Raw genomic sequence first — 24,092 nt, forward strand, 5'->3', positions numbered from 1 at the left:
GCGCCATTGGCGCGTCGCTACCGTGAGATAGCCGTCCTCCATGTTTGGTTCCAACGACGACAAGAAGAACCCAGCTGCGGCTGGCGAGAAAAAAAGCCTGTTCGGGTGGCTGCGCAAAAAACCGCAGGAACCCGTCGTCGAACAGCCACAGCCACTGCCTGAGGTGGCGCCAGAGCCGGTAATAGAAGCCGCGCCGGTGGTCGAAACCGTAGCCCCTGTCATATTGCCGTTGGCCGAGCCGGTGTTGCAGCCGGTGGTCGAGCCCGCGCCTGCGCCAGAGCCCGTTCCAGAGCCGGTGCGCACGCCGTGGCTGACCCTGCCGGTTCCTGAAGAGCCGGTGGCCTTGGTTGCAGACGAGCAGGCGCCGCACATTACCCCGCCGATTCCCGCCCCTACCGTGGTCCAGCAAGCCGTTGAGCTGCTGGTGGTCGACGCCAAGCCGTTGGTCGAGCCGTTGGTGGTTGAGGAGCCGGATCTGCCGCAGCCGGTCATTGCCGCGTTCGTCGCGCCACAGCCGGCACCGGTGGTCGCTCCCGCGGTGGTCACGCCCGCGCCGGTTGCGCCCATTGCCCCCGTTGTGCCAGAGCCGGTGGCCGCTGAGCCGGCGCGCAGCGAAGAAACCAAGACCGGCTTTTTCGCCCGCCTCAAGCAAGGCCTGTCGAAAACCAGTGCCAGCATTGGCGAGGGCATGGCCAGCCTGTTCCTGGGCAAGAAGATCATCGATGACGAGTTGCTCGAAGACATCGAAACCCGTCTGCTGACCGCCGATGTGGGTGTCGAGGCCACGTCGGTGATCATCCAGCGCCTGACCCAGAAGGTGGCGCGCAAGGAGCTGGCCGACGCCGATGCCCTGTACAAATCCCTGCAGGTGGAACTGGCGGCGATGCTCAAGCCCGTTGAGCAGCCGCTGAAAATCACCTCGCAGAACAAACCATTCGTGATCCTGGTGGTGGGCGTCAACGGCGCCGGCAAGACCACCACCATCGGCAAGCTGGCCAAAAAGCTGCAGCTGGAAGGCAAGAAAGTCATGCTGGCGGCGGGTGACACCTTCCGCGCGGCGGCGGTCGAGCAGTTGCAGGTCTGGGGCGAGCGCAACAACATTGCGGTGATCGCCCAGCACACCGGTGCCGACTCGGCGTCGGTGATCTTCGACGCGGTGCAGGCGGCCAAGGCGCGCAACATCGATGTGTTGATTGCCGATACCGCCGGTCGCCTGCATACCAAAGACAACCTGATGGAAGAGTTGAAGAAGGTTCGCCGGGTCATCGGCAAGCTCGACGCCGACGCCCCGCACGAGGTGCTGCTGGTACTCGACGCGGGCACCGGGCAGAACGCCATCAACCAGGCCAAGCAATTCAACCAGACGGTCGCCCTGACCGGCCTGGCCCTGACCAAGCTCGATGGGACGGCCAAAGGTGGGGTGATCTTCGCCCTGGCCAAGCAGTTTGGTTTGCCGATTCGCTACATCGGTGTCGGTGAAGGCATCGATGACTTGCGTACCTTTGAAGCAGAACCCTTTGTCCAGGCACTGTTTGCCGAGCGGGAGCGTTCATGATTCGTTTCGAACAGGTCGGTAAGCGCTATCCGAACGGTCACGTCGGCTTGCATGAGCTGAGCTTTCGAGTCCGTCGGGGCGAGTTCTTGTTTGTCACCGGGCACTCGGGTGCCGGTAAAAGTACCCTGCTGCGCTTGTTGCTGGCGATGGAACGTCCCACCACTGGCAAGTTGCTGCTGGCCGGCCAGGACCTGGCCACCATCAGCAACGCGCAGATTCCCTTCCTGCGCCGGCAGATCGGCGTGGTGTTCCAGAACCACCAGTTGCTGTTCGATCGCACGGTGTTCAACAACGTCGCGCTGCCGCTGCAGATTCTTGGCCTGTCCAAGGCCGAGATCGTCAAGCGCGTGGATTCGGCCCTGGAGCGCGTGGCGCTCTCGGACAAGACCGACCTGTACCCGGGCGATCTGTCCACCGGCCAGCAACAGCGCGTCGGCATTGCCCGTGCCATCGTCCATCGCCCGGCCTTGCTGCTGGCGGACGAACCGACCGGTAACCTCGACCCGCGCCTGGCGGCTGAAATCATGGGCGTGTTCGAAGACATCAACCGCCTGGGCACCAGCGTGTTGATCGCCAGTCACGACCTGGCGCTGATCGCCCGCATGCGTCACCGCATGCTGACCCTGCAACGTGGCCGATTGATCGGCGACGGGGAGGCCGGGGTATGAGTGCGACGCGCAGTCCGAAGGTTTCCGAGCGCGTGGCCCCCAAGGCCGCCGACCCGCAACCGCAGAAGAAAAAACACGACGAAGACGATGGCCCGGACTTCCGCACCCTGTTGCGTGCCTGGATCGAAAGCCATCGCGCCAGCCTGCTCGACAGCCTGCGCCGCCTGGGCAAGCAGCCGATCGGCAGCTTCTTTACCTGCCTGGTAATGGCCGTCGCCCTGAGCTTGCCGATGGGGCTGTCACTTTTGCTGAGTAACGTCGAGCGCCTCGGCGGCTCCTGGCAGCGTGCGGCGCAGATTTCCCTGTACCTGCAATTGGATGCCAGCGCCAGCGAAGGCGAGCAACTGCGTGAGCAGATCAAGGCCATGCCGGGCGTGGCCGAGGCCGAGTACATCAGTCCAGAGCAGGCGCTGCAGGAGTTCCAGCAGCAGTCCGGCCTGGGCGAAGCACTCAAGGAGTTGCCGGAGAACCCGCTGCCGGGCGTGGTGCTGGTGACCCCCAAGGAGGTCGACAAAGCGGCCCTGGAAGGCTTGCGTCAGCGCCTGGCCGAGTTGCCGAAGGTGCAGCAGGCGCAACTTGACCTGGTGTGGGTCGAGCGCCTGGCGGCGATTCTCAAGCTGGGCGAGCGGTTTGTCTTCGGCCTGACGGTGTTGCTGGTTTCTGCATTACTTTTGGTGATAGGCAATACCATTCGTCTTCATATTGAAAACCGCCGCACCGAGATAGAAGTGATTAAACTGGTCGGCGGCACTGATAGCTATGTGCGTAGGCCTTTTCTCTATATGGGTGCGCTTTATGGCTTTGGCGCTGGGGTTCTTTCCTGGGGTGTCCTAGCATTTGGCCTGAACTGGCTGAATGATGCGGTCACCGGGCTGGCCGGCTTGTATGGCAGTAATTTTGCCCTGGCGGGTGTGCCAGTAGCCGATGGTCTGTCGCTCTTGCTTGGTGCAGTGTTGTTGGGTTATATCGGTGCGTGGATTGCGGTAGCGCGCCATTTGAGAGAGCTTGCACCGAAATAGTGTCTTTTTGCTTGTATATCCTTTCAGCGTGTAGGGGAACTTTTCCTTCGGTTCCCGGTCAATTTTCGCAGTGCTGAACTGCACGAGTTATGTGAGTCGGAGGTTTTTTCGTATGACCACTTCTTTGCAACCTGCTTATGCTCTAGTCCCAGGCGCAAACCTGGAGGCCTATGTGCACACGGTCAACAGCATTCCATTGCTGACGCCGGAGCAGGAGCGTGAACTGGCCGAGAGTCTCTACTATGAGCAGGATTTGGGGGCGGCTCGGCAGATGGTGCTCGCCCACCTGCGTTTTGTCGTACATATCGCCCGTAGCTATAGCGGCTACGGCCTGGCCCAGGCTGACCTGATCCAGGAAGGCAACGTTGGCCTGATGAAAGCGGTCAAGCGCTTCAACCCGGAAATGGGTGTGCGCCTGGTGTCCTTTGCCGTGCACTGGATCAAGGCGGAAATCCACGAATTCATCCTGCGCAACTGGCGCATCGTCAAAGTGGCGACCACCAAGGCCCAGCGCAAGCTGTTCTTCAACCTGCGCAGCCAGAAAAAACGCCTGGCGTGGCTGAACAACGAAGAAGTCCATCGCGTGGCTGAAAGCCTCGGCGTAGAGCCGCGGGAAGTGCGCGAGATGGAAAGCCGCCTGACCGGCCATGACATGGCCTTCGACCCGGCCGCCGAAGCGGACGACGACAGCGCTTTCCAGTCGCCAGCCAACTACCTGGAAGACCACCGGTACGACCCGGCCCGTCAACTGGAGGATGCAGACTGGAGCGACAACTCCACCAGCAACCTGCACGAGGCGCTGGATGTGCTGGACGACCGCAGCCGTGACATCCTCTACCAGCGTTGGCTGGCAGAAGAAAAAGCCACGCTGCACGACCTGGCGCAGAAGTACAACGTGTCGGCCGAGCGGATCCGTCAGCTTGAGAAGAGCGCGATGAACAAGCTCAAGTTGTCGATCGCCGCTTAACCTGCGGCGCAATGCAAAAACCCCCGATCATCGATCGGGGGTTTTTTGTTTGTGCCCATTTTCCAGATTCACCTTGGCCCTTGTGGGGGGGCTGTGTCTGGAAGAATGTGTTCGGCTATTGCGCCCAAGGCGCCCGACGCGAATCGTTGAGACCGATCAGGTAGCTGTCGCCGCCCAACTGGCTCATCTGCTGGCGAATCCAACCCGCACGCCGGGCCACGTAGGCGCTCGGATGGCTGGCGCTATATACCCGCGGATTCGGCAGCACGGCCGCCAGCAGGCTGGCCTGCTGGCGGCTCAGTGAGCGGGCGCTGACGCCGAAGTGATGGCGCGCCGCGGCCTCGGCGCCAAATACGCCGGCATCCCACTCCACGCTGTTGAGGTACACCTCGAGAATCCGCTGCTTGGGCCAGAACACTTCGATCAGTGCCGTAAACCAGGCTTCCAGGCCTTTGCGCAGCCAACTGCGGCCGGACCAGAGGAACAGGTTCTTCGCCACTTGCTGGCTCAGCGTACTGGCGCCACGGATCGAGCCGCCGCGTTCGTTGTGGGCCAGCGCGGCCTGGATCGCGCCGAAGTCAAAACCCCAGTGTTCGGGGAATTTCTGGTCTTCGCCGGCCATCACCGCGACTTTCAGGTCGTCGCTGATGTTGTCCCAGGACTGCCAGTCGCGCTGCAAGTCGATGGGCTCGCCATCGAACCAGGATTCGATCTTGCGCTCGACCATCAGTGCGGTCCCCGGTGGCGGGATAAAACGCAACAGCAGGACCAGCACGATGCTGCCGCCGGCAAACCAGAGCAGGGCTTTCATGAAGCGGCGCACAAATATTGGCAGCATAGAGATGGCTTGGCCGAACCCGTCGAGCGGGCCATTATACAGACCCTGCCCAATGAATCTGACTGGAGTTCCTCATGCTGCGTGGCTTTTTGATGCTGGCCGCTTTTTTCGGTTTTACCGGCGTCGCCCTGGGCGCATTTGCCGCCCATGGCCTCAAGGGCCGCTTGAGCAGCGAATACCTGGCGATTTTTCATACCGGCGTCACCTACCAACTGGTGCATACCCTGGCGCTGCTGGGTATCGCGCTGCTGGCCACACAGATTCCCGGTCGCCTGGTGACCTGGGCCGGCGTCTGTTTTGCCGTGGGCATCCTGCTGTTTTCCGGCAGCCTGTACCTGCTGACGCTGACGGGCATCAGCAAGCTGGGGATCGTCACCCCATTTGGCGGCCTGGCATTCCTCGCGGGCTGGTTGCTACTGGGCATTACCGCCTGGCGCTTGCAGGTAACCGCCTGACACTTGTAGCTGACCTTTAGGTCATGATCGGGCTAGAATGCTGGCCCCTAAAAATGATGGCGGCATCCGGCATGCGCATTCAGTTGAACGGCGAATCCTTTGAACTGCCCGACGGTGAGACCGTTGCGGCCCTGCTGACCCGACTGGACCTGACCGGTCGCCGGGTGGCGGTCGAGCTCAACCTGGATATCGTCCCGCGCAGCCAGCACGCTGACACCACCCTCACCGAGGGCGACTCGGTGGAAGTGGTACACGCCATCGGTGGCGGCTAGTCGCCCACCGCGACAACCGCGCCCACCCGCATTGTGCAAGAACCTCACCCCACCAGAGGATTTCCGATGAGCAACGTTCGCAGCGACAAGCCTTTCGTCCTGGCCGGTCGTACTTACCAGTCGCGTTTGCTGGTAGGTACCGGCAAGTACCGTGACATGGAAGAAACCCGCCTGGCCATCGAAGCCTCGGGTGCTGAGATCGTCACCTTCGCCGTGCGCCGCACCAACCTGGGCCAGAACGAGGGCGAGCCGAACCTGCTCGATGTGCTGTCGCCAGAGCGCTACACCTTCCTGCCGAACACCGCCGGTTGCTACGACGCGATCGAGGCCGTGCGCACCTGTCGCCTGGCCCGTGAGCTGCTCGGCGGGCACAACCTGGTGAAGCTGGAAGTACTGGCCGACCAGAAAACCCTGTTCCCCAACGTGATCGAAACCCTCAAGGCCGCCGAAACGCTGGTCAAGGAAGGCTTCGACGTAATGGTCTACACCAGTGATGACCCGATCATCGCCCGACAACTGGCGGACATCGGCTGCATCGCGATCATGCCGCTGGCCGGCTTGATCGGTTCGGGCCTGGGGATCTGCAACCCGTACAACCTGCAGATCATCCTCGAAGAAACCAAGGTGCCCGTGCTGGTGGATGCCGGTGTCGGCACGGCGTCAGACGCCACCATCGCCATGGAGTTGGGCTGCGAGGCGGTGCTGATGAACTCGGCCATCGCCCACGCCCAGCAACCGATCATGATGGCTGAAGCCATGAAACACGCGATTGTGGCAGGTCGCCTGGCGTACCTCGCCGGCCGTATGCCGAAAAAACTCTATGCCAGCGCCTCCTCGCCGCTGGATGGTCTGATCAAGTAAGAGCCATTGATGACTGAATCGAACGACACGCCTATCCAGACGGAAGAAGGCGAAGAGCGCCAACACCGCCGCATCAAGAGTTTTGTGATGCGCGCCGGGCGCATGACCGAAGGCCAGCAAAAGGGCCTGGAGCAGGGCACGCCGCTGTTCGTCCTGCCATTGGCCGACGCGCCGGTGGACTTTGACCAGGTGTTCGGCCGCTCGGCCCCGCGCTCGCTGGAAATCGGCTTCGGCATGGGCCACTCGCTGCTGGAAATGGCCGCGGCTGCGCCGGACCAGGACTTCATCGGGGTCGAAGTGCACCGTCCAGGTGTGGGGGCGCTGCTCAATGGCGTGCTCACCCAGGGCCTGACCAACCTGCGGGTCTACGATTGTGATGCGATCGAAGTGCTCAACCGCTGCGTGGCGGACAACAGCCTGGATCGCCTGATGCTGTTTTTTCCGGACCCTTGGCACAAGAGCCGTCACCACAAGCGCCGGATCGTCCAGGCATCCTTTGCTGAGCTGGTACGCAGCAAGTTGAAGGTCGGTGGTGTGCTGCACATGGCCACCGACTGGGAGCCGTACGCCGAATACATGCTGGAAGTGATGAACGTCGCGCCGGGTTACCGCAACCTGGCCGAAGACGGCAAGTGCGTGCCGCGCCCGGCCGAGCGCCCGATCACCAAGTTCGAACGCCGCGGCGAACGTCTTGGGCATGGCGTGTGGGACTTGAAGTTCGAGAAGCTGTTGTAGGAGCGAGCCTGCTCCGGGCGGCGTTCCGACGAAAAACTACACATCAACGCGGGGCTTCAGATACCCCGCGTTTTCGTTTGCGACCATCGCGAGGAAGCTCGCTCCTACAGTGGATTTGTATAGGGCGCAGGGTTAGCGGCGATCAGCCACGACCCCAATCAGCACCAGCACCACCAGCAACACCGGCGCCAGGCTGTAGTTGTTGAACTGGCTCAGGCCCTTGACGATCCAGGGCGTGGCGTAGATCAGGGACGCACCGCTGCCGATCACACACAGCAGGGCCATCATCGGCACGCGCAATGCACCGGCGATGTTGCCCAGGCGCTGCTCGACCCAGCCTTTGAAATCCGCGCCAAACAGCACCAGCAAACAGCCCACCAATGCCAGGGAAATTTCCGACAGGTTACTGCGGCTCCAGCGAGACACAGTGGCGAGCAGGTCGAGTACCAAATCCATTCGTTTTCCCTTAGTTCTGAAAATCAGCTCAGAAAGTTCTGCAGCAAGTCATTGAGAAACAGCTGTCCACGCAGTGTCGCTGCCAGGCGTGACGGTTCGACCTGCAACAAACCACTTTGTTCGGCTTCGCGCCGGCCTTCGGCAAGACTTTCCAGGCTCAGCCCGGTGCGTTCGGGGTACAGGCGCGCCTCGACACCCTCGGTCAGGCGCAAGGCATTCATCAGGAACTCGAACGGCAGCTCGTCATTGCTCAGGGCTTTCTCGCCCGCCTTGAAGCTCTTGGCCGGGTTGAGGTAGTCCTTGGGCAGGCGCGTCTTCCAAGTACGCACGATGCGTCCGTCCGGATGGCTCAGCTTGCCGTGGGCGCCGGCGCCAATGCCGATGAAGTCGCCGAAGCTCCAGTAGTTGAGGTTGTGCCGCGCCGCACGGCCGGCCTGGGCGTACGCCGAGACTTCGTACTGGGCGTAGCCGTGCTCGGCCAGCAGGGCCTGGCCGGCCTCCTGGATGTCCCACAGGGTGTCGTCTTCCGGCAGCGTCGGCGGCTGGTTCCAGAACACCGTATTGGGCTCCAGTGTCAGCTGATACCAGGACAGGTGGGTGGGCTTGAGGGCGATGGCCTGGCGCAGGTCGTCCAGGGCGTCGTCCAGGGACTGATCGGGCAAGCCGTGCATCAGGTCCAGGTTGAAGTTGTCGAACCCGGCCTGGCGCGCCATGCCGGCGGCGCGAATGGCTTCGTCGCCGTTGTGGATGCGGCCCAGGGCCTGGAGTTTTTCCTGCTGGAAACTCTGGATGCCGATCGACAGGCGATTGATGCCCAGCGCCCGGTAGGCGACGAACTTCTCCTGCTCGAAGGTGCCCGGGTTGGCTTCCAGGGTGATTTCGATGTCGCTGGCGAACGGGATGCGTTGTTCCACACCCTTGAGCAAGCGGCCCAGGGCCGCGGCGCTGAACAGGCTCGGGGTGCCGCCGCCAAAAAAGATCGAACTCAGCTCCCGGCCGTAGACCGCGTGCAGGTCCTGATCAAGGTCCGCCAGCAGGGCGTCGACGTACTCTTCTTCCGGCAGCACGGGGCTGGCGGTGTGCGAGTTGAAGTCGCAATAGGGGCATTTGCGCACACACCACGGAATGTGGATGTACAGCGCCAGGGGCGGCAGCGTAGGCAGGGCGGCCCGGGGCGATGGCGCGGTGCCACCGACAATCAGCGGCAACGCGCAGGGTTCGTGGGTCATTTCAGGCCCAGACGCTGGCGCAGCAGATCCATTGCGCGGGCGCGGTGGCTGATGAGGTTCTTGTCGGCCGGGCTCAGTTCGGCGCTTGAGCAGTCACGCTCCGGTACCCAGAACAGCGGGTCGTAGCCAAAGCCGTGTTCGCCGCTGGCCTGGGTCAGGATGCGTCCGTGCCACAGCCCTTCGCAGAGAATCGGCAGCGGGTCATCGGCGTGGCGCACCAGGGCCAGCACACAGACGAACTGGGCGCCGCGCTCGGCGGCCGGGACGTCCTTGAGCACGTCGAGCAGCTTGGCGTTGTTCGCCGCATCACCCTGGCCGTTGGCGTAGCGCGCCGAGTAAATGCCCGGCGCACCCCCGAGAAAGTCCACTGCCAGCCCCGAGTCGTCGGCCAGTGCCGGCAAGCCGGAGATACGGGCGGCATTACGGGCCTTGAGAATGGCGTTTTCGACGAACGACAGACCGGTTTCTTCCGGCTCCACGCTGCTGAACTCGCCAATCGAGCGCAGTTGCACCGATTCGCCGAGCATGGCCTGGAGTTCCTTGAGTTTGCCGGCGTTATGGCTGGCCAGTACGAGTTGGGTGAAGGTGATCATTCGCCGGGGAAAAGCTCTTGGTTGAAATTGATGGTGTTGATCTTGTCGCCGGTCTGCACCTTGATCTCAAAGGTGCGGACTTCCTGCTGGTCCACCGGGTACTGGGCGAGGTAGTAGATCGCCCCCTGTTCGGTGACTTGCTTGAAGTTCAGTGGCACGGTCTTGCTGGTCAGGTCCTTCACGGTGCCGGTGACGCTGGCCACCATGGGCTGGCCGGCCTTGATCACCGAGACGTTGATCACGCCCTGGTTCTTGCTGCGGATCAGTTCGGCGGCCTTGGCGATGTCCGGCTGAATGAAGGTCGAGTTGAAGGTGTTGTAGTGCACCGTCACATCGCCGAAGGTTTCCTGGCGCTCGCCCTTGATGACGTCGGCCGCCATGGCGCTGACGCTCAGGCACGCGGTTAAGGCAAGCAGAGCTAGACGACTCATGATCGTACTCCTTTGAAAAACGGGTTAGACCGCTACCTGGTGATCCTGCAGGCCAGGACTGCTGACACGGTAAATGCCAATCTCACCTAATAGATTAGGCCATAGCTTACTGGCCCACCCATGCCGATGCTGTTGATCCACGGCAAGCCGATCAATGACCTTGGCTTCACGTTCACGGCACAAGGCTTCAAAGTCCTCGAAAGTGCAGAAGTGAATGTTCGGCGTGTTGTACCAGGTGTACGGCAGAAACTCGGAAACCGGCATCCGGCCCTTGCTCGCCAGGTACCAGCGGCAGCGCCAGTGCCCGAAGTTGGGGAAGGTGATGATGCACTGGCGACCGACCCGCAGCATTTCGTCGAGGATCTTGTCGGGGTAATGCACGGCCTGCAGGGCCTGGGTCATGACCACGATGTCGAAGCTGTTGCTGGCAAAGTTGCCCAGGCCCTTGTCCAGGTCCTGCTCGATGACGTTGATGCCCTTGGCCACGCACTCGGCAATGTTGTCCGGGTCGTTTTCCAGGCCGTAGCCGGTGACTTGCTTGTTGTCGCGCAGCCAGGTCAGCAGTTCGCCATCACCGCAGCCCAGGTCGAGCACGCGGCTGCCGGCGGGGATCCATTCCTGGATGATTTCCAGATCAGCTCTCATGGCTTGTTCACACCGTAATTCGCTTCATGTAATTGCTGAACGCCTGCAGGTAGCGCGGGATCGGAATCAGGAAGGCGTCGTGGCCTTGCGGAGCGTCGATCTCCAGGTAGCAAACGTCTTTCTTGGCGGCCATCAGGGCATCTACCAGCTCGCGGGAGCGGGCCGGGGAGAAGCGCCAGTCGGTGGTGAAGGACATCACACAGAATTTGGCTTTGGCACCGGCGAAGGTTTTCGCCAGGTTATCGTCGAAGTTCGCCGCCGGATCGAAGTAGTCCAGTGCCTTGGTCATCAGCAGGTAGGTGTTGGCGTCGAACCGCCCGGAGAACTCTTCACCCTGATAACGCAGGTAGCTCTCGACCTGGAACTCGACGCTGTGGAAATCGTAGTTGAGTTTTTCGCTCTTGAGGCCGCGGCCGAATTTCTCACCCATCGAGTCGTCCGACAGGTAAGTGATGTGCCCGACCATGCGCGCCAGCATCAGGCCGCGCTTGGGAATCACCCCGGCTTCCTGGAACGAACCGCCATGGAACTCCGGATCGGTGAGGATGGCCTGGCGCGCGACTTCGTTGAAGGCGATGTTCTGCGCCGAGAGCTTGGGGGCCGAGGCAATGGCCAGGCAGTGGCGGATGCGGTCAGGGTAGGTGATGCTCCATTGCATCGCCTGCATGCCGCCCAGGCTGCCACCGATCACGGCGGCCCACTGCGCGATGCCGATACGGTCGGCCAGGCGGGCCTGGCTGTGGACCCAGTCCTCGACGGTCAGCACCGGGAACTCGGCGCCGAATGGTTTGCCGGTCTCCGGGTTAATGCTGCTGGGGCCGGTGGAGCCGTTGCAGCCGCCGAGGTTGTTCAGGCTGACGACGAAGAATTTGTCGGTGTCGATCGGCTTGCCGGGGCCAATGCAGCTGTCCCACCAACCGGGTTTGCGGTCGTCGGGGCTGTGGAAGCCGGCCGCGTGATGGTGCCCGGACAAGGCATGGCAGATCAGCACGGCGTTGCTCGCCGTGGCGTTCAGCGTGCCGTAGGTTTCGTAGATCAGGTCATAGGCTGACAAGGAGCGGCCGCAGGCAAGGGCCAGGGGCTCGTTGAAGTGCGCCACTTGGGGCGTCACCAGACCAACAGAATCGGCGGGAAAGGCAGTTGGCATCGACCCTGCTCTCGTTGAAATGAGGCGTAAGTCTAAAGACCGCTGTGGTCAGCGGCAAGCAAAGGGCGGGGATGATTTTTCCTGTCAGACCGGGGCGCGGCCATCGCGGGCAAGCCACGCTCCCACAAGGGGCGCATTCCCATGTGGGAGCGTGGCTTGCCCGCGATGAACGATGACGCGGTCACCCAGGCTGTCGCACCAGATCCGGCAAGTCCGGGAGCTTCTGTGGTGAGCAGATCCGCACCCGCTTCTGCCGGCTCAGCTCGCCGCTGAGCAGGCTCACCTGGCTCTTGGAGACGCCAAAGGCCTTGGCCAGGAAAGCCATCAGGTAGGCGTTGGCCTTGCCTTCGACCGGTGGGGCGGTGAGGCGGATCTTCAGGCGATCACCGTGCAGGCCCGCGAAATCATCGCTGCGGGCCGCCGGTTGCAGGTGGCATTCGAGGATCAGGTCCGCGCCGTCCCAGCGGTAATAGCTCATCAGATCAGCAGGCGCAGGATTTCCGGCATCTGGGTCATGGCGGCAAGGTTGTTGATCACCAGCATGTCGATCAGCTTGAGCACCATGAACGCCAGGATTGGCGAAATGTCCAGGCCGCCCAGGTTAGGCAGGATCTTGCGGAATGGCGCCAGGGCCGGCTCGCAGATCTGATTGACCAGTTCGGCACCCGGGTTATGGCTGCCAGGCGCGACCCACGAAAGGATCACACTGATGATCAGGGCATAGAAGAAGATGTTGAGGAACAGCGCGGTGACCCCGATAAGCGACCAGATCAGCAGCTGCAGTGGGTTGCCGGTGGTGCCGTAAGTCAGCAGCAGGGTCAGGGCCATCAACGCCAGTTGCACCAGGATTGCCAGGACCAGCGACGACATGTCGAGGCCGAACACGCTCGGAATGATCCGGCGCAGTGGCTTGAGCAGGGGTTGGGTGGCCTTCACGGCGAACTGGCACAGCGGGTTGTAGAAGTTGGCCCGCACCAGTTGCAGCACAAAGCGCAGCAGTACGATCAGCAGGTACAGGCTGCCGAGGGTTTGCAGCACGTACACCGCTGCAGTGTTCAATCCAATCATGTATGGCTCCTTATTGACCCAGTTGCTCAGCCATCTCGGCTGAACGGTGTGCAGCGGCACCCAGTGCGTGTTCCACCAGGGCTTCGAAACCGCCGGCCTGGAAGGCCTTGATCGCCGCTTCGGTGGTGCCGGCAGGTGAAGTGACGCGGCGGCGCAGTTCAGCGGCGTCGACGTCACTGGCAACCGCCATGTGCGCGGCGCCGAGTGCGGTTTGCAAGGTCAGTTGGGCTGCGGTTTCCCGTGGCAGGCCGAGCTTCTCGCCCGCGGCGGTCATGGCTTCGATCAGCAGGAAGAAATACGCCGGGCCACTGCCAGACACGGCGGTGACGGCATCCAGTTGCTGCTCTTGATCCAGCCACAGAGCGATGCCCACGGCCGACAACAGGTCTTGTGCTTGCTGGCGTTGCTCGGCCGTGACCTGGGCGGTCGCGAACAGGCCGCTCACGCCCTGGCGCAGCAGGGCCGGCGTGTTGGGCATGCAGCGCACGATCGGCTGGGCGCCGAGCCAGTTGTTCATGCTGGCGCAGGTGATGCCAGCGGCAATCGAAACCACCAGTTGCTGCGGTTGCAGGCTCGGGCGCAGCGCCTCGCAGACGGCTTTCATTGCCTGCGGCTTGACTGCCAGCACCACCACATCGGCGCCGGCGATGGCGTCTGCGTTGTCGGCGAATACTTCAATGCCGTGCTCTGCGGCCACCCGCGCACGGGTCTCGGCGCCTGGATCGCTGGCGCGAATCTGTGCGGCATCCAGGCCCTTGGCCCGCAGGCCGCCGATCAGGCTGGCGGCCATGTTTCCGGCACCGATAAAGGCAATACGCGTCTTGCTCATGTCAGGTCCTTTTTAAAGTGGAGTGCCAGCCAGGGTTCTTGGCTGGCCATGTTTTTACGGATAGTCGCGCGCACCAAACAGGGCTGTACCGATCCGGACCCAGGTGGCGCCTTGGGCAATGGCCGACTCGAGGTCGTGGCTCATGCCCATGGACAGTGTGTCGAGCGGCAGGTTGAGGCTGTCTTGCAGGCTTTTGTTCAGCTCGCGTACGGCAGCAAAGGCGGCATCCTGCTCGGCGCGATCGTCGGTGGGCTCGGGAATCGCCATCAATCCGCGCAAGGTCAGGTGCGGCAGGGCGCTGATCGCCGCCGCCAGGGCCGGCAGGTCGGCCGGGGTGCAACCGGACTTGCTGGCTTCACCGCTGACGTTGACCTGGATGCAGATGTTCAGGGGCGGCAGCTCGGCGGGGCGTTGTTCGGACAGGCGTTGTGCGATTTTCAAGCGATCCACGGAGTGCACCCAAGCGAAGTTTTGCGCGATATCTCGCGTCTTGTTCGATTGAATGGGGCCGATGAAGTGCCAACACAAGGGCAGGTCGGTCAATTCCCGTTGCTTGCCCAAGGCTTCCTGCAGGTAGTTTTCGCCAAAGTCGCGGACCCCGGCAGCGTACGCTTCGCGCACGGCGGCGGCGGGTTTGGTCTTGCTCACGGCCAGCAGTCTGGACGCTGTCTGCGACACGTTGCGCGGCCTGTTCAGCACGGCGGATGCGTGCCGCTACCTGGGAGATGTTGTCTGCTATCGTGGACATTCAAGGGACGCCGGCAGTCTGAGGTTCGCGGCATTCTACTGGAATTGAGGGGTGCTATGGATATCACTGAGCTGCTGGCCTTCAGCGTCAAACAGGGCGCCTGCGACTTGCACTTGTCCACCGGCCTGCCACCGATGATCCGGGTCGATGGTGATGTGCGGCGGATCAACCTGCCGCCACAGGACGCCCGGCAGGTGACGGCGCTGATCAACGGGCTCATGAGCGAATCACAGCAAGCCGCGTTCGCGCAGGCGCTGGAACTCGACTTCTGCTACTCGGCGCCGGGCGTGGCGCGCTTTCGGGTCAATGTCTTCCATCAGCACCGGGGGCCGGGCGCGGTATTGCGCATCATCCCGTCGAAGGTGCCGAGCCTGGACGCGCTGGGCCTGGGGGATGTGTTTCGTCGTATTGCCGAGATGCCACGGGGCCTGGTGCTGGTCACGGGGCCGACGGGCTCCGGCAAGTCGACCACTCTGGCGGCCATGATCGATCACCTCAACAGCCACCGGCATCAGCACATCCTGACCATTGAAGACCCGATCGAGTTTGTCCACGAGCCGCGCAAATGCCTGATCAATCAGCGCGAAGTGCACCGCGATAGCCACAGCTTCGCGGCTGCGCTGCGTTCGGCCCTGCGCGAGGACCCGGACGTGATCCTGGTGGGGGAGATGCGGGACCTGGAAACCATTCGCCTGGCCCTCACCGCGGCCGAGACCGGGCACCTGGTGTTCGGCACGTTGCACACCAGTTCGGCGGCGAAAACCGTCGACCGGGTGGTGGATGTGTTTCCCGGTGACGAGAAGGCCATGGTCCGCTCGATGCTCTCGGAGTCGCTGCAGGCGGTGGTGTCCCAGGCGCTGGTGAAGAAGGTCGGAGGCGGCCGGGTGGCGGCCCACGAGATCATGCTGGGTACCCCGGCAATCCGTAACCTGATCCGCGAGGACAAGGTGGCGCAGATGTATTCGGCGATCCAGACGGGGGGCGCGCTGGGCATGCAGACCCTGGACATGAGCCTGAGGTCGTTGCTGGGCAGGGGGTTGATCAGTCGTGAGCATGCGCGAGAGCGGGCGCGCTCGGCCGAAGGCCTGTAAATGCAAAAAATCGCAGCCGGCGGGAATGCCACCGGCTGCGATCTGTTGATCTTGCTTTGACTCAGCTCAACTCAGCGCTGAACAATCCGCATGGTGTTCGGCTCTTTTGGCAGAACCCGCTTGGCAACCACGTAGTGGTTATCCCAGTACGGCTTCTTCAGGGTGTCGATGGAAACCGACTTGCCACGGCGTGGTGCGTGGATGAAGCGGTCGTTGCCCAGGTAGATGGCAACATGATTGACCCTGCGGCTCTTGAGTTTGAAGAAAATCAGGTCGCCGGGTTTCAGATCCTTGCGATCGACTTTCAGCCCGTGGCCGGAGGCCATGGCATTGGAGGTACGCGGCAGATCGACGGCGGCTACGTCATTGAAGGCGTATTTCACCAGGCCGCTGCAATCAAAGCCTTTACTTGGGCTGCTGCCACCCCAACGATACGGGGTACCGAGCACATTGACCGCGCGACTCAGGACATCGCTGCTCTGCTTGGTGGCCATCGGCGGCACCAGCGAGCTGTTGGCCTTGCTCAGTTGTGGGCTTTTTACGCTGTGTTTGTTTTTGCTGGTAACGGCAGAAACATGAGATTTAGGGGTGTAACCATTAACGTTTGGAAGACGTTGCTCACGATTGGTGGCGTGGGCGGCCAGTGGCAATAATAGGCAAATGGTTAGCCATGTCTTGAAAAATGGACGCATTAGGCAAGGCTCTATATTGGGAACGCGCAACTTTATAACAGCTTTTTTGTCCTTTTCGGGGCCGTTGGTCGATTCAAACCGGGGCTCAAAACCGGCGAAGCGGCGGCAAATTGGCTTGATTGTCGGACACAAGTCAGGTGGTACAAGGCTTTGCGGGAAGTGCCGGACAGACAAACCACTTGTCGGCACGACATAAAAAAGTCACACAAGTCACAAAATTATTTTTCTATCGCGGCATATGAGGGACTACATGAACACCTATCGTCAGGATGTTTCACCCCAGGACACCCACAGCAAGGTGATCGGTTATCTGTTGTGGATTTTCGGTTTTACCGGGGCACACCGCTTCTATTACGGCAAGCCGGTGACCGGCACGATCTGGTTTTTCACGTTTGGTTTGCTGGGCATCGGCTGGCTGATCGACCTGTTCCTGATCCCGGCCATGGACCGTGAAGCGGATCTACGTTTTACCGCAGGGCCGATCGAATACAACGTGGCCTGGATTCTGCTGACGTTCCTTGGCGTGTTCGGTATACACCGCATGTATCAGGGGAAGTGGATCAGCGGTTTGCTGTACCTGGTGACGGGCGGGTTGTTCTTTCTGGGGGTGTTGTATGACTTCTGGACCCTGAACGATCAGGTTTCTGTGCGCAACGCGCAGAATCGCGGCGCTTTCCAGTAAAGCATCGCGGGCAGGCGGCGCTGCGCCTGCCCGCGATTGGAGCGACACGGTTCAGGCCTGGTGGCTGATCCGTCCATCCACCAGGGTGTAGCGCACCACGCCCGGCAGGCTATGGCCGAGGAACGGGCAGTTTTCGCCCTTCGACAGCCAGGTCTCGCCGGCCACGGTCGAGGCGGCCGGGTCGAACACCACCAGGTCAGCCGCAGCACCCACCGCCAGCTTGCCCGCCGGCAGGCGCAGGGCCTCGGCCGGGCCGGCGCTGAGGCGTGCCAGCAGGGTCGGCAGGTCGAGCAGGCCGTCTTCGACCAGGGTCATGGCCAACGGCAGCAACAGTTCAACGCTGCTGATGCCGGGTTCGGTAGCGCCGAACGGTGCCAGCTTGGCGTCGCGCTCGTGGGGCTGGTGATGGCTGGAGATGGCTTGCACCACCCCGGACTTCACCGCCTCGCGCAGGCCATCGCGGTCGGCGCGGGTGCGCAGTGGCGGTTGCACGTGGTACAGGCTGTTGAAGTCGATCAGCGCCTCGTCGGTGAGGATCAACTGATACAGCGCCACATCGGCAGTCACCGGCAATCCACGCGCCTGGGCCTGAGCGATCAGGGCCACGCCGCGGGCACTGGTGAGCTGGCTGAAGTGCGCACGCACCCCGGTTTGCTCCACCAGCAGCAGGTCTCGGGCCAGGGCCACGGTTTCCGCGGTTTCGGGAATCCCCGGCAGGCCGAGGAAGCTGGCGGTCGGGCCTTCGTGGGCCAGGCCACCTTCGGCCAGGTCATGGTCCTGGGAGTGGAAGATCACCGTCAGGTCAAAGGTGGCGGCATATTCCAGGGCCCGGCACAGGGTGCGGGTGTTGCGGAAGCTGTCCAGGCCGTTGCCGAAGGCCACGCAACCGGTGTCGCGCAGGGCAATCAGCTCGGCCAGTTGCTCGCCCTCCAGGCCCTTGCTCAGGGCGCCGATCGGGAACACCTTGGCATTGCCGGCTTCGCGGGCGCGGTCGAGGATCAGTTCGGCCACGGCCGAGGTGTCCAGCACCGGTTTGGTACGGGGCGGACAGCACAGGCTGGTGACGCCACCGGCCGCGGCGGCGCGGGTTTCGCTGGCAATCGTGCCTTTGCGGCTGTAACCCGGTTCGCGCAGCGCGACGTTGAGGTCGACCAGCCCGGGCGCGACAACCAGGCCCTGGGCCTCGATGGTCTGAGCGGCGACGAAACCGGCGGGAGCGGCGCCCAGGGCGACGATCTTGCAGGCTTCGATGTGGATATCGGTGACTTGATCCAGGCCGCTGCTTGGATCGATGACGCGGGCGCCGAGAATGCTGAGCTTCACTGGGCGTTCTCCTGCTCGAATTGGCGCTGGGCAGTCTGCCCGCTCATGGCCATGGACAACACGGCCATACGAATGGCGATCCCGTAGGTCACCTGGTTGAGAATCACCGAGTGCGGACCGTCGGCCACCGCCGACTCGATCTCCACCCCGCGGTTGATCGGCCCCGGGTGCATGACGATGCAGTCCGGCTTGGCGCCGGCCAGGCGTGCGGTGGTCAGGCCGAACAAGCGATAGAACTCACCTTCGCTCGGCAGCAGGCCACCGGTCATGCGTTCACGTTGCAGGCGCAGCATGATCACTACGTCGACATCCTTCAGGCCTTCAGTCATGTCGGTGTAGACCTTCACGCCGTATTGCTCGATGCCGATCGGCAGCAGGGTTTTCGGCGCGATCACGCGGATGTCCGGGCAGCCGAGGGTTTTCAGCGCCAGCATGTTCGAGCGTGCGACCCGCGAGTGCAGGATGTCGCCGACAATGGCCACCGAAAGGTTCTCGAAGCTGCCCTTGTGCCGACGGATGGTGAGCATGTCGAGCATGCCCTGGGTCGGGTGGGCATGCCGGCCGTCACCGCCGTTGATGATCGCCACTTGCGGGCAGACATGCTCGGCAATGAAGTGCGCGGCGCCGGAGTCGCCGTGGCGCACGACGAACATGTCGGCCGCCATGGCCTCAAGGTTGCGCAGGGTGTCGAGCAGGGTTTCGCCCTTGCTCGCCGACGACGTGGACACATTGAGGGTGATGACGTCCGCCGACAGCCGCTGGGCCGCCAGTTCGAAGGTGGTGCGGGTACGGGTGGAGTTCTCGAAGAACACGTTGCACACGGTCTTGCCGCGCAGCAACGGGACTTTTTTCACCGCCCGGGCGCCGACTTCGAGGAACGAGTCGGCGGTGTCGAGGATTTCCGTCAACAGCTCGCGGCGCAGGCCGTCGAGGGAGAGGAAGTGGCGCAGCTGGCCCTGATCATTGAGCTGCAGCGGGCGCTTGGTATCTAGAGGCGTCATCGCGAGGGGGACTCTCAATAGGGCGGATTAAAGGGCGAGGTCTTGCAGTTCGAGCGCAAGTTCCGGACCGGACAGCTTGACCCGTTCGTGGGCGGCCAGGGACAGGGTTGCACCGACCACGTTCGGGCGGATCGGCAGCTCGCCGGCGTCCAGGTCCAGCAGGCAGACCAGGGTCACGCTGGCGGGGCGGCCATAGTCGAAGAGTTCGTTCATGGCGGCGCGGATGGTCCGCCCGCTCATCAGCACGTCGTCAATCAGCACCAGGTGCTGGCCTTCGATCTCGAAGGGCAGGGCTGAAGGGCGCACTTGCGGGTGCAGGCCATTCTGGCTGAAGTCGTCGCGGTAGAAGGAAACGTCCAGGGTACCCAGTGGCGCGTCGCTGCCCAATGCTTCGAGCAGGGCCTGAGCGACCCACACGCCGCCGGTGCGAATGCCGATGTAGCGCGGTTCGCTGATGCCGCGTTTGGCCAGGTAGGCGTCAAGCTGGGTCGCCATCTGGCTGATCAGTTCGGCGGGATTGGGCAGGCTCATGGTTGCTCCTTCTTGGGCCCGAGCCGGGACTTGCAGGGAGAGGCTCGGGTTGTAGCTAAGAGAGACGCTTGCTGCGGCTCTTCAGGATTCGAACAGTGCGCTGTTTTCATCGAGCCAGCCTTGCAGCAGCAGGGCGGCGGCGATGGCGTCGACCGGGTTGTCGCGGTAGCTGCCTTTCTGCCCGCCACGGACCAGGCGTTCGCCTTTGGCCTCGAAGGTGGTCAGGCGCTCATCGTGGGTATAGAACGGCAGGTTGTAGCGGCCATTGAGGCGTCGGGCGAATTTCTCCGCGCGCAGGCACATGTCGCTGGGCGTGCCGTCCATGTTCAGCGGCAAGCCAACCACCACCGCGTCGGGCTTCCACTCCTTGATCAGGGCTTCGACCTGATTCCAGTCGGGGATGCCATTTTGCGCCTTGAGGGTGCACAGCTCGCGGGCCTGGCCGGTAATCACCTGGCCAACGGCCACGCCGATCTGTTTGGTGCCGTAGTCAAAACCGAGGATCAGACGCAGGGCCATCAGGCGTGCCCCGCCTGGCTGGTGAGCAGGCTGAGGTTGACGCCCAGGTGCTTGGCCGCCGCGTCCAGGCGCAGTTCGCTGCTGGTGTTGAACAGGATGTCGGTGTCGAACGGGCAGGTCAGCCAGGCGTTGTCGGCCAGTTCGGCTTCCAGTTGCCCGGCTTCCCAGCCGGCATAACCGAGGGCAATCAGGCTCTTGGCCGGGCCCACGCCGTCGGCGATGGCAAACAGCACGTCCTGGGAGGTAGACAGAGACAATCCACCTTCCAGATCAACGGTCGCCTGGAATGTCATGCCCGAGGGGTGCAGCACAAAACCACGGTCGGTCTGCACCGGGCCACCGGTGAAAATCGGCACGTGCTGGCACAACACCGGAGGTTCGACGTCGGGGCGCAATTGCTCAAGAATATCCGCCAGGCTCAGGTCTTGCGGGCGGTTGATCACCAGCCCCATGGCACCATTGGCCGTGTGCTCGACGATGTAGGTCAAGGTGTGCGCAAAGTTCGGGTCGGCCATATGAGGCATGGCGATCAGGAAGTGATGCTTGAGGTAGCTGGGGATGACGTTTTTCATGTGCGCTAGTGTGGCGTTGGAGGGGCAAACTGACAAGCTGGGGATGCGCAGGAAATGCCCTGAATATCCGCGATTAACTCAGACCCCTGTGGGCGCCCGCTCCCACAGGGTTTGGTGCTGTTCAATTGCTGGACAACCGATCCCCGCGGGCAAACCTCCAGGTGCGGATGATCTCCAGCCGGTCGATGTCCGCCAGGTCGCCAGTAAAAGGCGCAAAGGGCGCTGCCAGGCGCACGATGCGTTGGGCGGCCTGGTCCAGCAGCGGCTGCCCGGAAGACTCCAGGACCAGCACTTCATACAGCGAGCCGTCGCGGTTGATCGAGACCATCAGGCGCAAATTGCCGTAGATCTGTTGACGCCGCGCTTCGTCGGGATAGTTCAGGTTGCCGATGCGCTCGACCTTCTTGCGCCATGCATCCTTGTACCAGGCCCCCTTGTCGCGCATGGTCGAGGCCGCGCTCAGGCGGTGGATGCGCGGGCGCTTGGCGTACAACTGTTGTTCGTTGGCCAGTTCCGCCTCGAGGCTGGCGATGTCGCTGGACAGCTGGGCGCTGTCGAAAGTCGGCGTCACCGGCTTGGGGGTCGGCGCCGACTTCACTTCTTCTTTCTTGGTCGCGGCTTTCTTCGGTGCTGGCGCCACGGTGGTCACGGCGGCCTTGGGGGCGGCGACCGGTACCTGGGGCTTGACCGTGGGCGGTGGCGTGACCTTTTGCACCTTGTTGTCCTGGAACGGCGCGATCTCGGTGGTCTTGGGGATCGCCTTTTTATCCAGGGTGCCGCTGCCTTGCTGATTTTCCTGGGCCAGGAAATCGGCTTTTTTCGGCTGGGTCTCGCTTTTGAAGGTGGCGAGGGTGATTTCCAGGGTCCTACTGATCTGCTTGGGTTCGGCAAAGGTAAAACCCAGGCCGAGGATCAGCGCCAGGTGGATCAGCGCCGCCAGGAACAGGGTAAATCCCAGGCGATCGGCCGGGCGCACGCCGCGGTGGGCGAGTTCAGGGGGCAGATCGGACGGCAGGGTCATGACAAGGAAACCAACATCGCGTTTTGCACAGGCCGCGCATGATAACGCAATGTTGGTCTGCCCTTGGGGGTTCTATATCAACGCGCCTTGAGCTTCTGATCGATGGCCGCCATCAGCATTTCGCCGATGTTCGTGCCAAAGGCATTGTCGATCTCGCGAATGCAGGTCGGGCTGGTGACGTTGATTTCGGTCAGGTGCTCACCAATCACGTCGAGGCCGACGAACAGCAGGCCTTTTTCCCGCAGGGTCGGGCCAACCTGGGCGGCGATCCAGCGGTCCTTGTCGCTCAGTGGACGCGCTTCACCACGGCCGCCGGCGGCCAGGTTGCCGCGGGTTTCGCCCTGGGCCGGTATGCGCGCCAGGCAGTAGTCCACCGGCTCACCGTCGATCATCAGGATGCGCTTGTCGCCGTCCTTGATTGCCGGCAGGTAGGCCTGGCCCATGATCTGCTGGGTGCCCAGGGCGGTCAGGGTCTCGAGGATCACCGACAGGTTCGGATCGCCCGCGCGATGACGGAAGATCGAGGTGCCGCCCATGCCGTCCAGCGGCTTGAGGATCACATCGCCGTGTTTGGCGGCGAACTCGCGCAACACGTCGGCGCGGCGGCTGACCACGGTCGGCGGGGTGCACTGGGGGAACAGGGTGGCGAACAGCTTTTCATTGCAGTCGCGCAGGCTCTGGGGCTTGTTGACCACCAGAACACCGGCGCGCTCCGCTTGCTCGAGCAGGTAGGTGGAGTAGACGAACTCCATGTCGAAAGGCGGATCCTTGCGCATCAGGATCACATCCAGGTCGCTCAGCAGCGCGTCGGTCTCGGCTTGCAGCTCGAACCATTTCTGCGGGTCGGCGAAGACTTTCAACGGTCGCATGCGCGCGCGCGCCTCACCTTCGCCCTGGTACAGGTCGCTCTGCTCCATATAGAACAGTTCCCAGCCGCGCGCCTGGGCGGCCAGCAGCATGGCCAGCGAACTATCCTTTTTATAGGAAATGCTGGCGATAGGGTCCATGACAATCCCGACGCGAACGCTCATGGGTGTTTCCTCGAGTTTGAAGGGCTGGATGTCTGGTTTAGGAACGAGCAAGCCCGCGCCTGCAGAAGACCAGCCGAAGGCCAGAAAAAGTGGCGTCAGAGTGGCGCCCGGTGGGTTCCCGGTCAAGGAAAAACCGCCTCGCGGGTCGGCCGATAGATTGGACATGGAGACTGTGCTAAAAAGGCTGGCATGTCGCGCTGGCCCTTGATCATCAAGGGTTTCGAGCCAACGGGCAGCCGCAAACGGACAAACTGATTCGCCCAGGCGATGGTAGAGCAGATATGGAACAGCATTCCAACGCCCTGAAGGTCATGGTGATCGACGATTCGAAGACCATTCGCCGCACCGCTGAAACCTTGTTGCGCAATGCGGGTTGCGAGGTGATCACCGCCATCGATGGTTTTGATGCGCTGGCCAAGATTGCCGACAATCATCCGGGGATCATCTTTGTCGACATCATGATGCCGCGTCTGGATGGTTATCAGACCTGCGCTTTAATCAAGAACAACAGCGCGTTCAAAGCCACGCCCGTGATCATGCTGTCGTCCAAGGACGGGCTGTTCGACAAGGCCAAGGGGCGGATTGTCGGTTCCGATCAGTTTTTGACCAAGCCATTCAGCAAGGAAGAACTGTTGAACGCGATTCGCGCTCATGTACCGGGCTTCGCTGCCGATGCGCCGCTGTAAGACACGCACAGTGATGCCCGGCCAACCGGCCTGGTGTCTACAAGAATGGGGAAGACCATGGCACGTATTCTGATCGTCGATGACTCGCCGACCGAAATGTACAAACTCACCGGCATGCTGGAAAAGCACGGCCATGAAGTGTTGAAGGCGCAGAACGGTGCCGATGGCGTGGCGCTGGCCCGTCAGGAAAAGCCCGACGCGGTCTTGATGGACATCGTCATGCCCGGCCTCAACGGCTTCCAGGCGACCCGTCAACTGACCAAGGACCCGGAGACCGGCCATATTCCGGTGATCATCATCACCACCAAGGACCAGGAGACCGACAAGGTCTGGGGCACTCGCCAGGGCGCCAAGGACTACCTGACCAAGCCGGTGGACGAAGACACCCTGATCAAGACCCTGAACGCCGTGCTGGCAGGCTGACGGC

The 24,092-nt window shown here is 62.4% G+C and carries 30 protein-coding genes and 1 pseudogene; 12 read left to right on the forward strand and 19 right to left on the reverse strand.

Features of this window, described 5'->3' with window-relative positions:
- The first annotated feature begins 40 nt into the window (after positions 1-40).
- The 4 genes from ftsY (at position 41) to rpoH (ending at position 4,209) form a co-directional block, all read left to right on the forward strand.
- Positions 41-1,555: a signal recognition particle-docking protein FtsY gene (ftsY, locus tag Q1W70_RS11870; protein ID WP_302098840.1), complete on the forward strand. Its 1,515-nt coding sequence runs from the start codon at positions 41-43 to the stop codon at positions 1,553-1,555.
- Positions 1,552-2,223, forward strand: a complete 672-nt coding sequence (gene ftsE, locus Q1W70_RS11875) for a cell division ATP-binding protein FtsE (RefSeq protein WP_095164552.1) — start codon at positions 1,552-1,554, stop codon at positions 2,221-2,223. Before ftsY ends, ftsE begins: the two co-directional genes overlap by 4 nt.
- Positions 2,220-3,242 (forward strand): permease-like cell division protein FtsX, encoded by a 1,023-nt coding sequence (gene ftsX, locus Q1W70_RS11880; RefSeq protein WP_166592525.1) that lies wholly within the window; start codon positions 2,220-2,222, stop codon positions 3,240-3,242. Before ftsE ends, ftsX begins: the two co-directional genes overlap by 4 nt.
- A gap of 112 nt (positions 3,243-3,354) precedes the next feature.
- Positions 3,355-4,209: an RNA polymerase sigma factor RpoH gene (gene rpoH, locus Q1W70_RS11885; RefSeq protein ID WP_166592524.1), complete on the forward strand. Its 855-nt coding sequence runs from the start codon at positions 3,355-3,357 to the stop codon at positions 4,207-4,209.
- Positions 4,210-4,324: 115 nt separating this feature from the next.
- Here the strand turns inward: rpoH and mtgA are convergent, their stop codons facing one another.
- Complete coding sequence (mtgA, locus tag Q1W70_RS11890; RefSeq protein WP_166592523.1) at positions 4,325-5,047, reverse strand: monofunctional biosynthetic peptidoglycan transglycosylase; 723 nt, start codon at positions 5,045-5,047, stop codon at positions 4,325-4,327.
- A 74-nt stretch (positions 5,048-5,121) separates the two neighbouring features.
- On the opposite strand from mtgA, the gene Q1W70_RS11895 reads away from it, so the two are divergent.
- The 4 genes from Q1W70_RS11895 to trmB all read left to right on the forward strand — a co-directional run bounded on the left by Q1W70_RS11895 (position 5,122) and on the right by trmB (position 7,370).
- Positions 5,122-5,502 (forward strand): DUF423 domain-containing protein, encoded by a 381-nt coding sequence (locus tag Q1W70_RS11895; protein ID WP_166592522.1) that lies wholly within the window; start codon positions 5,122-5,124, stop codon positions 5,500-5,502.
- A 71-nt stretch (positions 5,503-5,573) separates the two neighbouring features.
- Positions 5,574-5,774 (forward strand): sulfur carrier protein ThiS, encoded by a 201-nt coding sequence (gene thiS / locus Q1W70_RS11900; RefSeq protein WP_166592521.1) that lies wholly within the window; start codon positions 5,574-5,576, stop codon positions 5,772-5,774.
- Positions 5,775-5,840: 66 nt separating this feature from the next.
- Complete coding sequence (locus tag Q1W70_RS11905; protein ID WP_166592520.1) at positions 5,841-6,635, forward strand: thiazole synthase; 795 nt, start codon at positions 5,841-5,843, stop codon at positions 6,633-6,635.
- 9 nt (positions 6,636-6,644) lie between these two features.
- On the forward strand, positions 6,645-7,370 hold the full coding sequence (gene trmB, locus Q1W70_RS11910) for a tRNA (guanosine(46)-N7)-methyltransferase TrmB (RefSeq protein ID WP_166592519.1): 726 nt from the start codon (positions 6,645-6,647) through the stop codon (positions 7,368-7,370).
- A 132-nt stretch (positions 7,371-7,502) separates the two neighbouring features.
- Here the strand turns inward: trmB and Q1W70_RS11915 are convergent, their stop codons facing one another.
- The 10 genes and pseudogenes from Q1W70_RS11915 to Q1W70_RS11960 form a co-directional block, all read right to left on the reverse strand.
- The gene (locus tag Q1W70_RS11915; RefSeq protein ID WP_166592518.1) at positions 7,503-7,826 is read right to left on the reverse strand and encodes a DUF3392 domain-containing protein; all 324 of its coding nucleotides are present in this window, start codon (positions 7,824-7,826) and stop codon (positions 7,503-7,505) included.
- A gap of 23 nt (positions 7,827-7,849) precedes the next feature.
- The gene (gene hemW, locus Q1W70_RS11920; protein ID WP_265536922.1) at positions 7,850-9,055 is read right to left on the reverse strand and encodes a radical SAM family heme chaperone HemW; all 1,206 of its coding nucleotides are present in this window, start codon (positions 9,053-9,055) and stop codon (positions 7,850-7,852) included.
- A complete protein-coding gene (gene rdgB, locus Q1W70_RS11925) occupies positions 9,052-9,648 on the reverse strand; it encodes an RdgB/HAM1 family non-canonical purine NTP pyrophosphatase (RefSeq protein ID WP_095164536.1) in 597 nt (198 codons plus the stop codon). Before rdgB ends, hemW begins: the two co-directional genes overlap by 4 nt.
- On the reverse strand, positions 9,645-10,079 hold the full coding sequence (locus tag Q1W70_RS11930; RefSeq protein ID WP_185818081.1) for a DUF4426 domain-containing protein: 435 nt from the start codon (positions 10,077-10,079) through the stop codon (positions 9,645-9,647). The genes rdgB and Q1W70_RS11930 overlap by 4 nt, the downstream gene beginning before the upstream one ends.
- Before the next feature lie 24 nt (positions 10,080-10,103).
- Entirely contained in the window at positions 10,104-10,724 is a 621-nt protein-coding gene (gene metW, locus Q1W70_RS11935) for a methionine biosynthesis protein MetW (RefSeq protein ID WP_166592573.1), read from the reverse strand.
- 7 nt (positions 10,725-10,731) lie between these two features.
- A complete protein-coding gene (gene metX / locus Q1W70_RS11940; protein WP_166592574.1) occupies positions 10,732-11,871 on the reverse strand; it encodes a homoserine O-succinyltransferase MetX in 1,140 nt (379 codons plus the stop codon).
- A 181-nt stretch (positions 11,872-12,052) separates the two neighbouring features.
- Positions 12,053-12,349, reverse strand: a complete 297-nt coding sequence (locus Q1W70_RS11945; protein WP_095164528.1) for a DUF167 domain-containing protein — start codon at positions 12,347-12,349, stop codon at positions 12,053-12,055.
- Complete coding sequence (locus Q1W70_RS11950) at positions 12,349-12,939, reverse strand: YggT family protein (protein ID WP_166592575.1); 591 nt, start codon at positions 12,937-12,939, stop codon at positions 12,349-12,351. The genes Q1W70_RS11945 and Q1W70_RS11950 overlap by 1 nt, the downstream gene beginning before the upstream one ends.
- A gap of 10 nt (positions 12,940-12,949) precedes the next feature.
- Positions 12,950-13,768, reverse strand: coding sequence for a pyrroline-5-carboxylate reductase (gene proC / locus Q1W70_RS11955; protein ID WP_166592576.1), 819 nt, complete (start codon positions 13,766-13,768; stop codon positions 12,950-12,952).
- A 54-nt stretch (positions 13,769-13,822) separates the two neighbouring features.
- Positions 13,823-14,516, reverse strand: a pseudogene (locus Q1W70_RS11960) (YggS family pyridoxal phosphate-dependent enzyme).
- A gap of 56 nt (positions 14,517-14,572) precedes the next feature.
- Here Q1W70_RS11960 and Q1W70_RS11965 point away from each other — a divergent pair.
- Positions 14,573-15,607: a type IV pilus twitching motility protein PilT gene (locus Q1W70_RS11965; RefSeq protein ID WP_166592578.1), complete on the forward strand. Its 1,035-nt coding sequence runs from the start codon at positions 14,573-14,575 to the stop codon at positions 15,605-15,607.
- 71 nt (positions 15,608-15,678) lie between these two features.
- Here Q1W70_RS11965 and Q1W70_RS11970 read toward each other — a convergent pair whose 3' ends face one another.
- On the reverse strand, positions 15,679-16,299 hold the full coding sequence (locus Q1W70_RS11970) for a C40 family peptidase (protein WP_166592579.1): 621 nt from the start codon (positions 16,297-16,299) through the stop codon (positions 15,679-15,681).
- Between the two features lie 250 nt (positions 16,300-16,549).
- Here Q1W70_RS11970 and Q1W70_RS11975 point away from each other — a divergent pair, with 250 nt between their 5' ends.
- Positions 16,550-16,981, forward strand: a complete 432-nt coding sequence (locus tag Q1W70_RS11975) for an NINE protein (RefSeq protein ID WP_166592580.1) — start codon at positions 16,550-16,552, stop codon at positions 16,979-16,981.
- Between the two features lie 51 nt (positions 16,982-17,032).
- Here the strand turns inward: Q1W70_RS11975 and Q1W70_RS11980 are convergent, their stop codons facing one another.
- From Q1W70_RS11980 to gshB, 7 genes are all read right to left on the reverse strand, one after another.
- On the reverse strand, positions 17,033-18,304 hold the full coding sequence (locus tag Q1W70_RS11980; RefSeq protein WP_166592581.1) for a dihydroorotase: 1,272 nt from the start codon (positions 18,302-18,304) through the stop codon (positions 17,033-17,035).
- Complete coding sequence (locus Q1W70_RS11985) at positions 18,301-19,305, reverse strand: aspartate carbamoyltransferase catalytic subunit (protein WP_095164512.1); 1,005 nt, start codon at positions 19,303-19,305, stop codon at positions 18,301-18,303. The genes Q1W70_RS11980 and Q1W70_RS11985 overlap by 4 nt, the downstream gene beginning before the upstream one ends.
- 27 nt (positions 19,306-19,332) lie before the next feature.
- The gene (gene pyrR / locus Q1W70_RS11990) at positions 19,333-19,836 is read right to left on the reverse strand and encodes a bifunctional pyr operon transcriptional regulator/uracil phosphoribosyltransferase PyrR (RefSeq protein WP_166592582.1); all 504 of its coding nucleotides are present in this window, start codon (positions 19,834-19,836) and stop codon (positions 19,333-19,335) included.
- A gap of 81 nt (positions 19,837-19,917) precedes the next feature.
- Positions 19,918-20,355 (reverse strand): Holliday junction resolvase RuvX, encoded by a 438-nt coding sequence (ruvX, locus tag Q1W70_RS11995; protein ID WP_008007435.1) that lies wholly within the window; start codon positions 20,353-20,355, stop codon positions 19,918-19,920.
- Positions 20,355-20,927 carry a YqgE/AlgH family protein gene (locus Q1W70_RS12000; RefSeq protein ID WP_166592583.1) on the reverse strand — a complete coding sequence of 191 codons (573 nt, stop codon included), beginning with the start codon at positions 20,925-20,927 and terminating at the stop codon, positions 20,355-20,357. The genes ruvX and Q1W70_RS12000 overlap by 1 nt, the downstream gene beginning before the upstream one ends.
- Before the next feature lie 121 nt (positions 20,928-21,048).
- On the reverse strand, positions 21,049-21,948 hold the full coding sequence (locus tag Q1W70_RS12005) for an energy transducer TonB (protein ID WP_166592584.1): 900 nt from the start codon (positions 21,946-21,948) through the stop codon (positions 21,049-21,051).
- 77 nt (positions 21,949-22,025) lie between these two features.
- Positions 22,026-22,979, reverse strand: coding sequence for a glutathione synthase (gshB, locus tag Q1W70_RS12010; protein WP_166592585.1), 954 nt, complete (start codon positions 22,977-22,979; stop codon positions 22,026-22,028).
- Between the two features lie 281 nt (positions 22,980-23,260).
- Between gshB and pilG the strand changes: the two genes are divergently transcribed.
- Together pilG and pilH are read left to right on the forward strand one after the other, a co-directional pair.
- Positions 23,261-23,665 (forward strand): twitching motility response regulator PilG, encoded by a 405-nt coding sequence (gene pilG, locus Q1W70_RS12015; protein WP_166592586.1) that lies wholly within the window; start codon positions 23,261-23,263, stop codon positions 23,663-23,665.
- 57 nt (positions 23,666-23,722) lie between these two features.
- Entirely contained in the window at positions 23,723-24,088 is a 366-nt protein-coding gene (pilH, locus tag Q1W70_RS12020; protein ID WP_166592587.1) for a twitching motility response regulator PilH, read from the forward strand.
- Positions 24,089-24,092: the final 4 nt, after the last annotated feature.

The organism is Pseudomonas kielensis, assembly GCF_030505375.1.
Classification (GTDB): domain Bacteria; phylum Pseudomonadota; class Gammaproteobacteria; order Pseudomonadales; family Pseudomonadaceae; genus Aquipseudomonas; species Aquipseudomonas kielensis.

Excerpts from the sequence above, each read along its gene's own strand:
- ftsY (WP_302098840.1), top strand. The coding sequence starts at position 41 with ATGTTTGGTTCCAACGACGACAAGAAGAACCCAGCTGCGGCTGGCGAG.
- ftsE (WP_095164552.1), top strand. The coding sequence starts at position 1,552 with ATGATTCGTTTCGAACAGGTCGGTAAGCGCTATCCGAACGGTCACGTC.
- ftsX (WP_166592525.1), top strand. The coding sequence starts at position 2,220 with ATGAGTGCGACGCGCAGTCCGAAGGTTTCCGAGCGCGTGGCCCCCAAG.
- rpoH (WP_166592524.1), top strand. The coding sequence starts at position 3,355 with ATGACCACTTCTTTGCAACCTGCTTATGCTCTAGTCCCAGGCGCAAAC.
- mtgA (WP_166592523.1), bottom strand. The coding sequence starts at position 5,047 with ATGCTGCCAATATTTGTGCGCCGCTTCATGAAAGCCCTGCTCTGGTTT.
- Q1W70_RS11895 (WP_166592522.1), top strand. The coding sequence starts at position 5,122 with ATGCTGCGTGGCTTTTTGATGCTGGCCGCTTTTTTCGGTTTTACCGGC.
- thiS (WP_166592521.1), top strand. The coding sequence starts at position 5,574 with ATGCGCATTCAGTTGAACGGCGAATCCTTTGAACTGCCCGACGGTGAG.
- Q1W70_RS11905 (WP_166592520.1), top strand. The coding sequence starts at position 5,841 with ATGAGCAACGTTCGCAGCGACAAGCCTTTCGTCCTGGCCGGTCGTACT.
- trmB (WP_166592519.1), top strand. The coding sequence starts at position 6,645 with ATGACTGAATCGAACGACACGCCTATCCAGACGGAAGAAGGCGAAGAG.
- Q1W70_RS11915 (WP_166592518.1), bottom strand. The coding sequence starts at position 7,826 with ATGGATTTGGTACTCGACCTGCTCGCCACTGTGTCTCGCTGGAGCCGC.
- hemW (WP_265536922.1), bottom strand. The coding sequence starts at position 9,055 with ATGACCCACGAACCCTGCGCGTTGCCGCTGATTGTCGGTGGCACCGCG.
- rdgB (WP_095164536.1), bottom strand. The coding sequence starts at position 9,648 with ATGATCACCTTCACCCAACTCGTACTGGCCAGCCATAACGCCGGCAAA.
- Q1W70_RS11930 (WP_185818081.1), bottom strand. The coding sequence starts at position 10,079 with ATGAGTCGTCTAGCTCTGCTTGCCTTAACCGCGTGCCTGAGCGTCAGC.
- metW (WP_166592573.1), bottom strand. The coding sequence starts at position 10,724 with ATGAGAGCTGATCTGGAAATCATCCAGGAATGGATCCCCGCCGGCAGC.
- metX (WP_166592574.1), bottom strand. The coding sequence starts at position 11,871 with ATGCCAACTGCCTTTCCCGCCGATTCTGTTGGTCTGGTGACGCCCCAA.
- Q1W70_RS11945 (WP_095164528.1), bottom strand. The coding sequence starts at position 12,349 with ATGAGCTATTACCGCTGGGACGGCGCGGACCTGATCCTCGAATGCCAC.
- Q1W70_RS11950 (WP_166592575.1), bottom strand. The coding sequence starts at position 12,939 with ATGATTGGATTGAACACTGCAGCGGTGTACGTGCTGCAAACCCTCGGC.
- proC (WP_166592576.1), bottom strand. The coding sequence starts at position 13,768 with ATGAGCAAGACGCGTATTGCCTTTATCGGTGCCGGAAACATGGCCGCC.
- Q1W70_RS11965 (WP_166592578.1), top strand. The coding sequence starts at position 14,573 with ATGGATATCACTGAGCTGCTGGCCTTCAGCGTCAAACAGGGCGCCTGC.
- Q1W70_RS11970 (WP_166592579.1), bottom strand. The coding sequence starts at position 16,299 with ATGCGTCCATTTTTCAAGACATGGCTAACCATTTGCCTATTATTGCCA.
- Q1W70_RS11975 (WP_166592580.1), top strand. The coding sequence starts at position 16,550 with ATGAACACCTATCGTCAGGATGTTTCACCCCAGGACACCCACAGCAAG.
- Q1W70_RS11985 (WP_095164512.1), bottom strand. The coding sequence starts at position 19,305 with ATGACGCCTCTAGATACCAAGCGCCCGCTGCAGCTCAATGATCAGGGC.
- pyrR (WP_166592582.1), bottom strand. The coding sequence starts at position 19,836 with ATGAGCCTGCCCAATCCCGCCGAACTGATCAGCCAGATGGCGACCCAG.
- ruvX (WP_008007435.1), bottom strand. The coding sequence starts at position 20,355 with ATGGCCCTGCGTCTGATCCTCGGTTTTGACTACGGCACCAAACAGATC.
- Q1W70_RS12000 (WP_166592583.1), bottom strand. The coding sequence starts at position 20,927 with ATGAAAAACGTCATCCCCAGCTACCTCAAGCATCACTTCCTGATCGCC.
- Q1W70_RS12005 (WP_166592584.1), bottom strand. The coding sequence starts at position 21,948 with ATGACCCTGCCGTCCGATCTGCCCCCTGAACTCGCCCACCGCGGCGTG.
- gshB (WP_166592585.1), bottom strand. The coding sequence starts at position 22,979 with ATGAGCGTTCGCGTCGGGATTGTCATGGACCCTATCGCCAGCATTTCC.
- pilG (WP_166592586.1), top strand. The coding sequence starts at position 23,261 with ATGGAACAGCATTCCAACGCCCTGAAGGTCATGGTGATCGACGATTCG.
- pilH (WP_166592587.1), top strand. The coding sequence starts at position 23,723 with ATGGCACGTATTCTGATCGTCGATGACTCGCCGACCGAAATGTACAAA.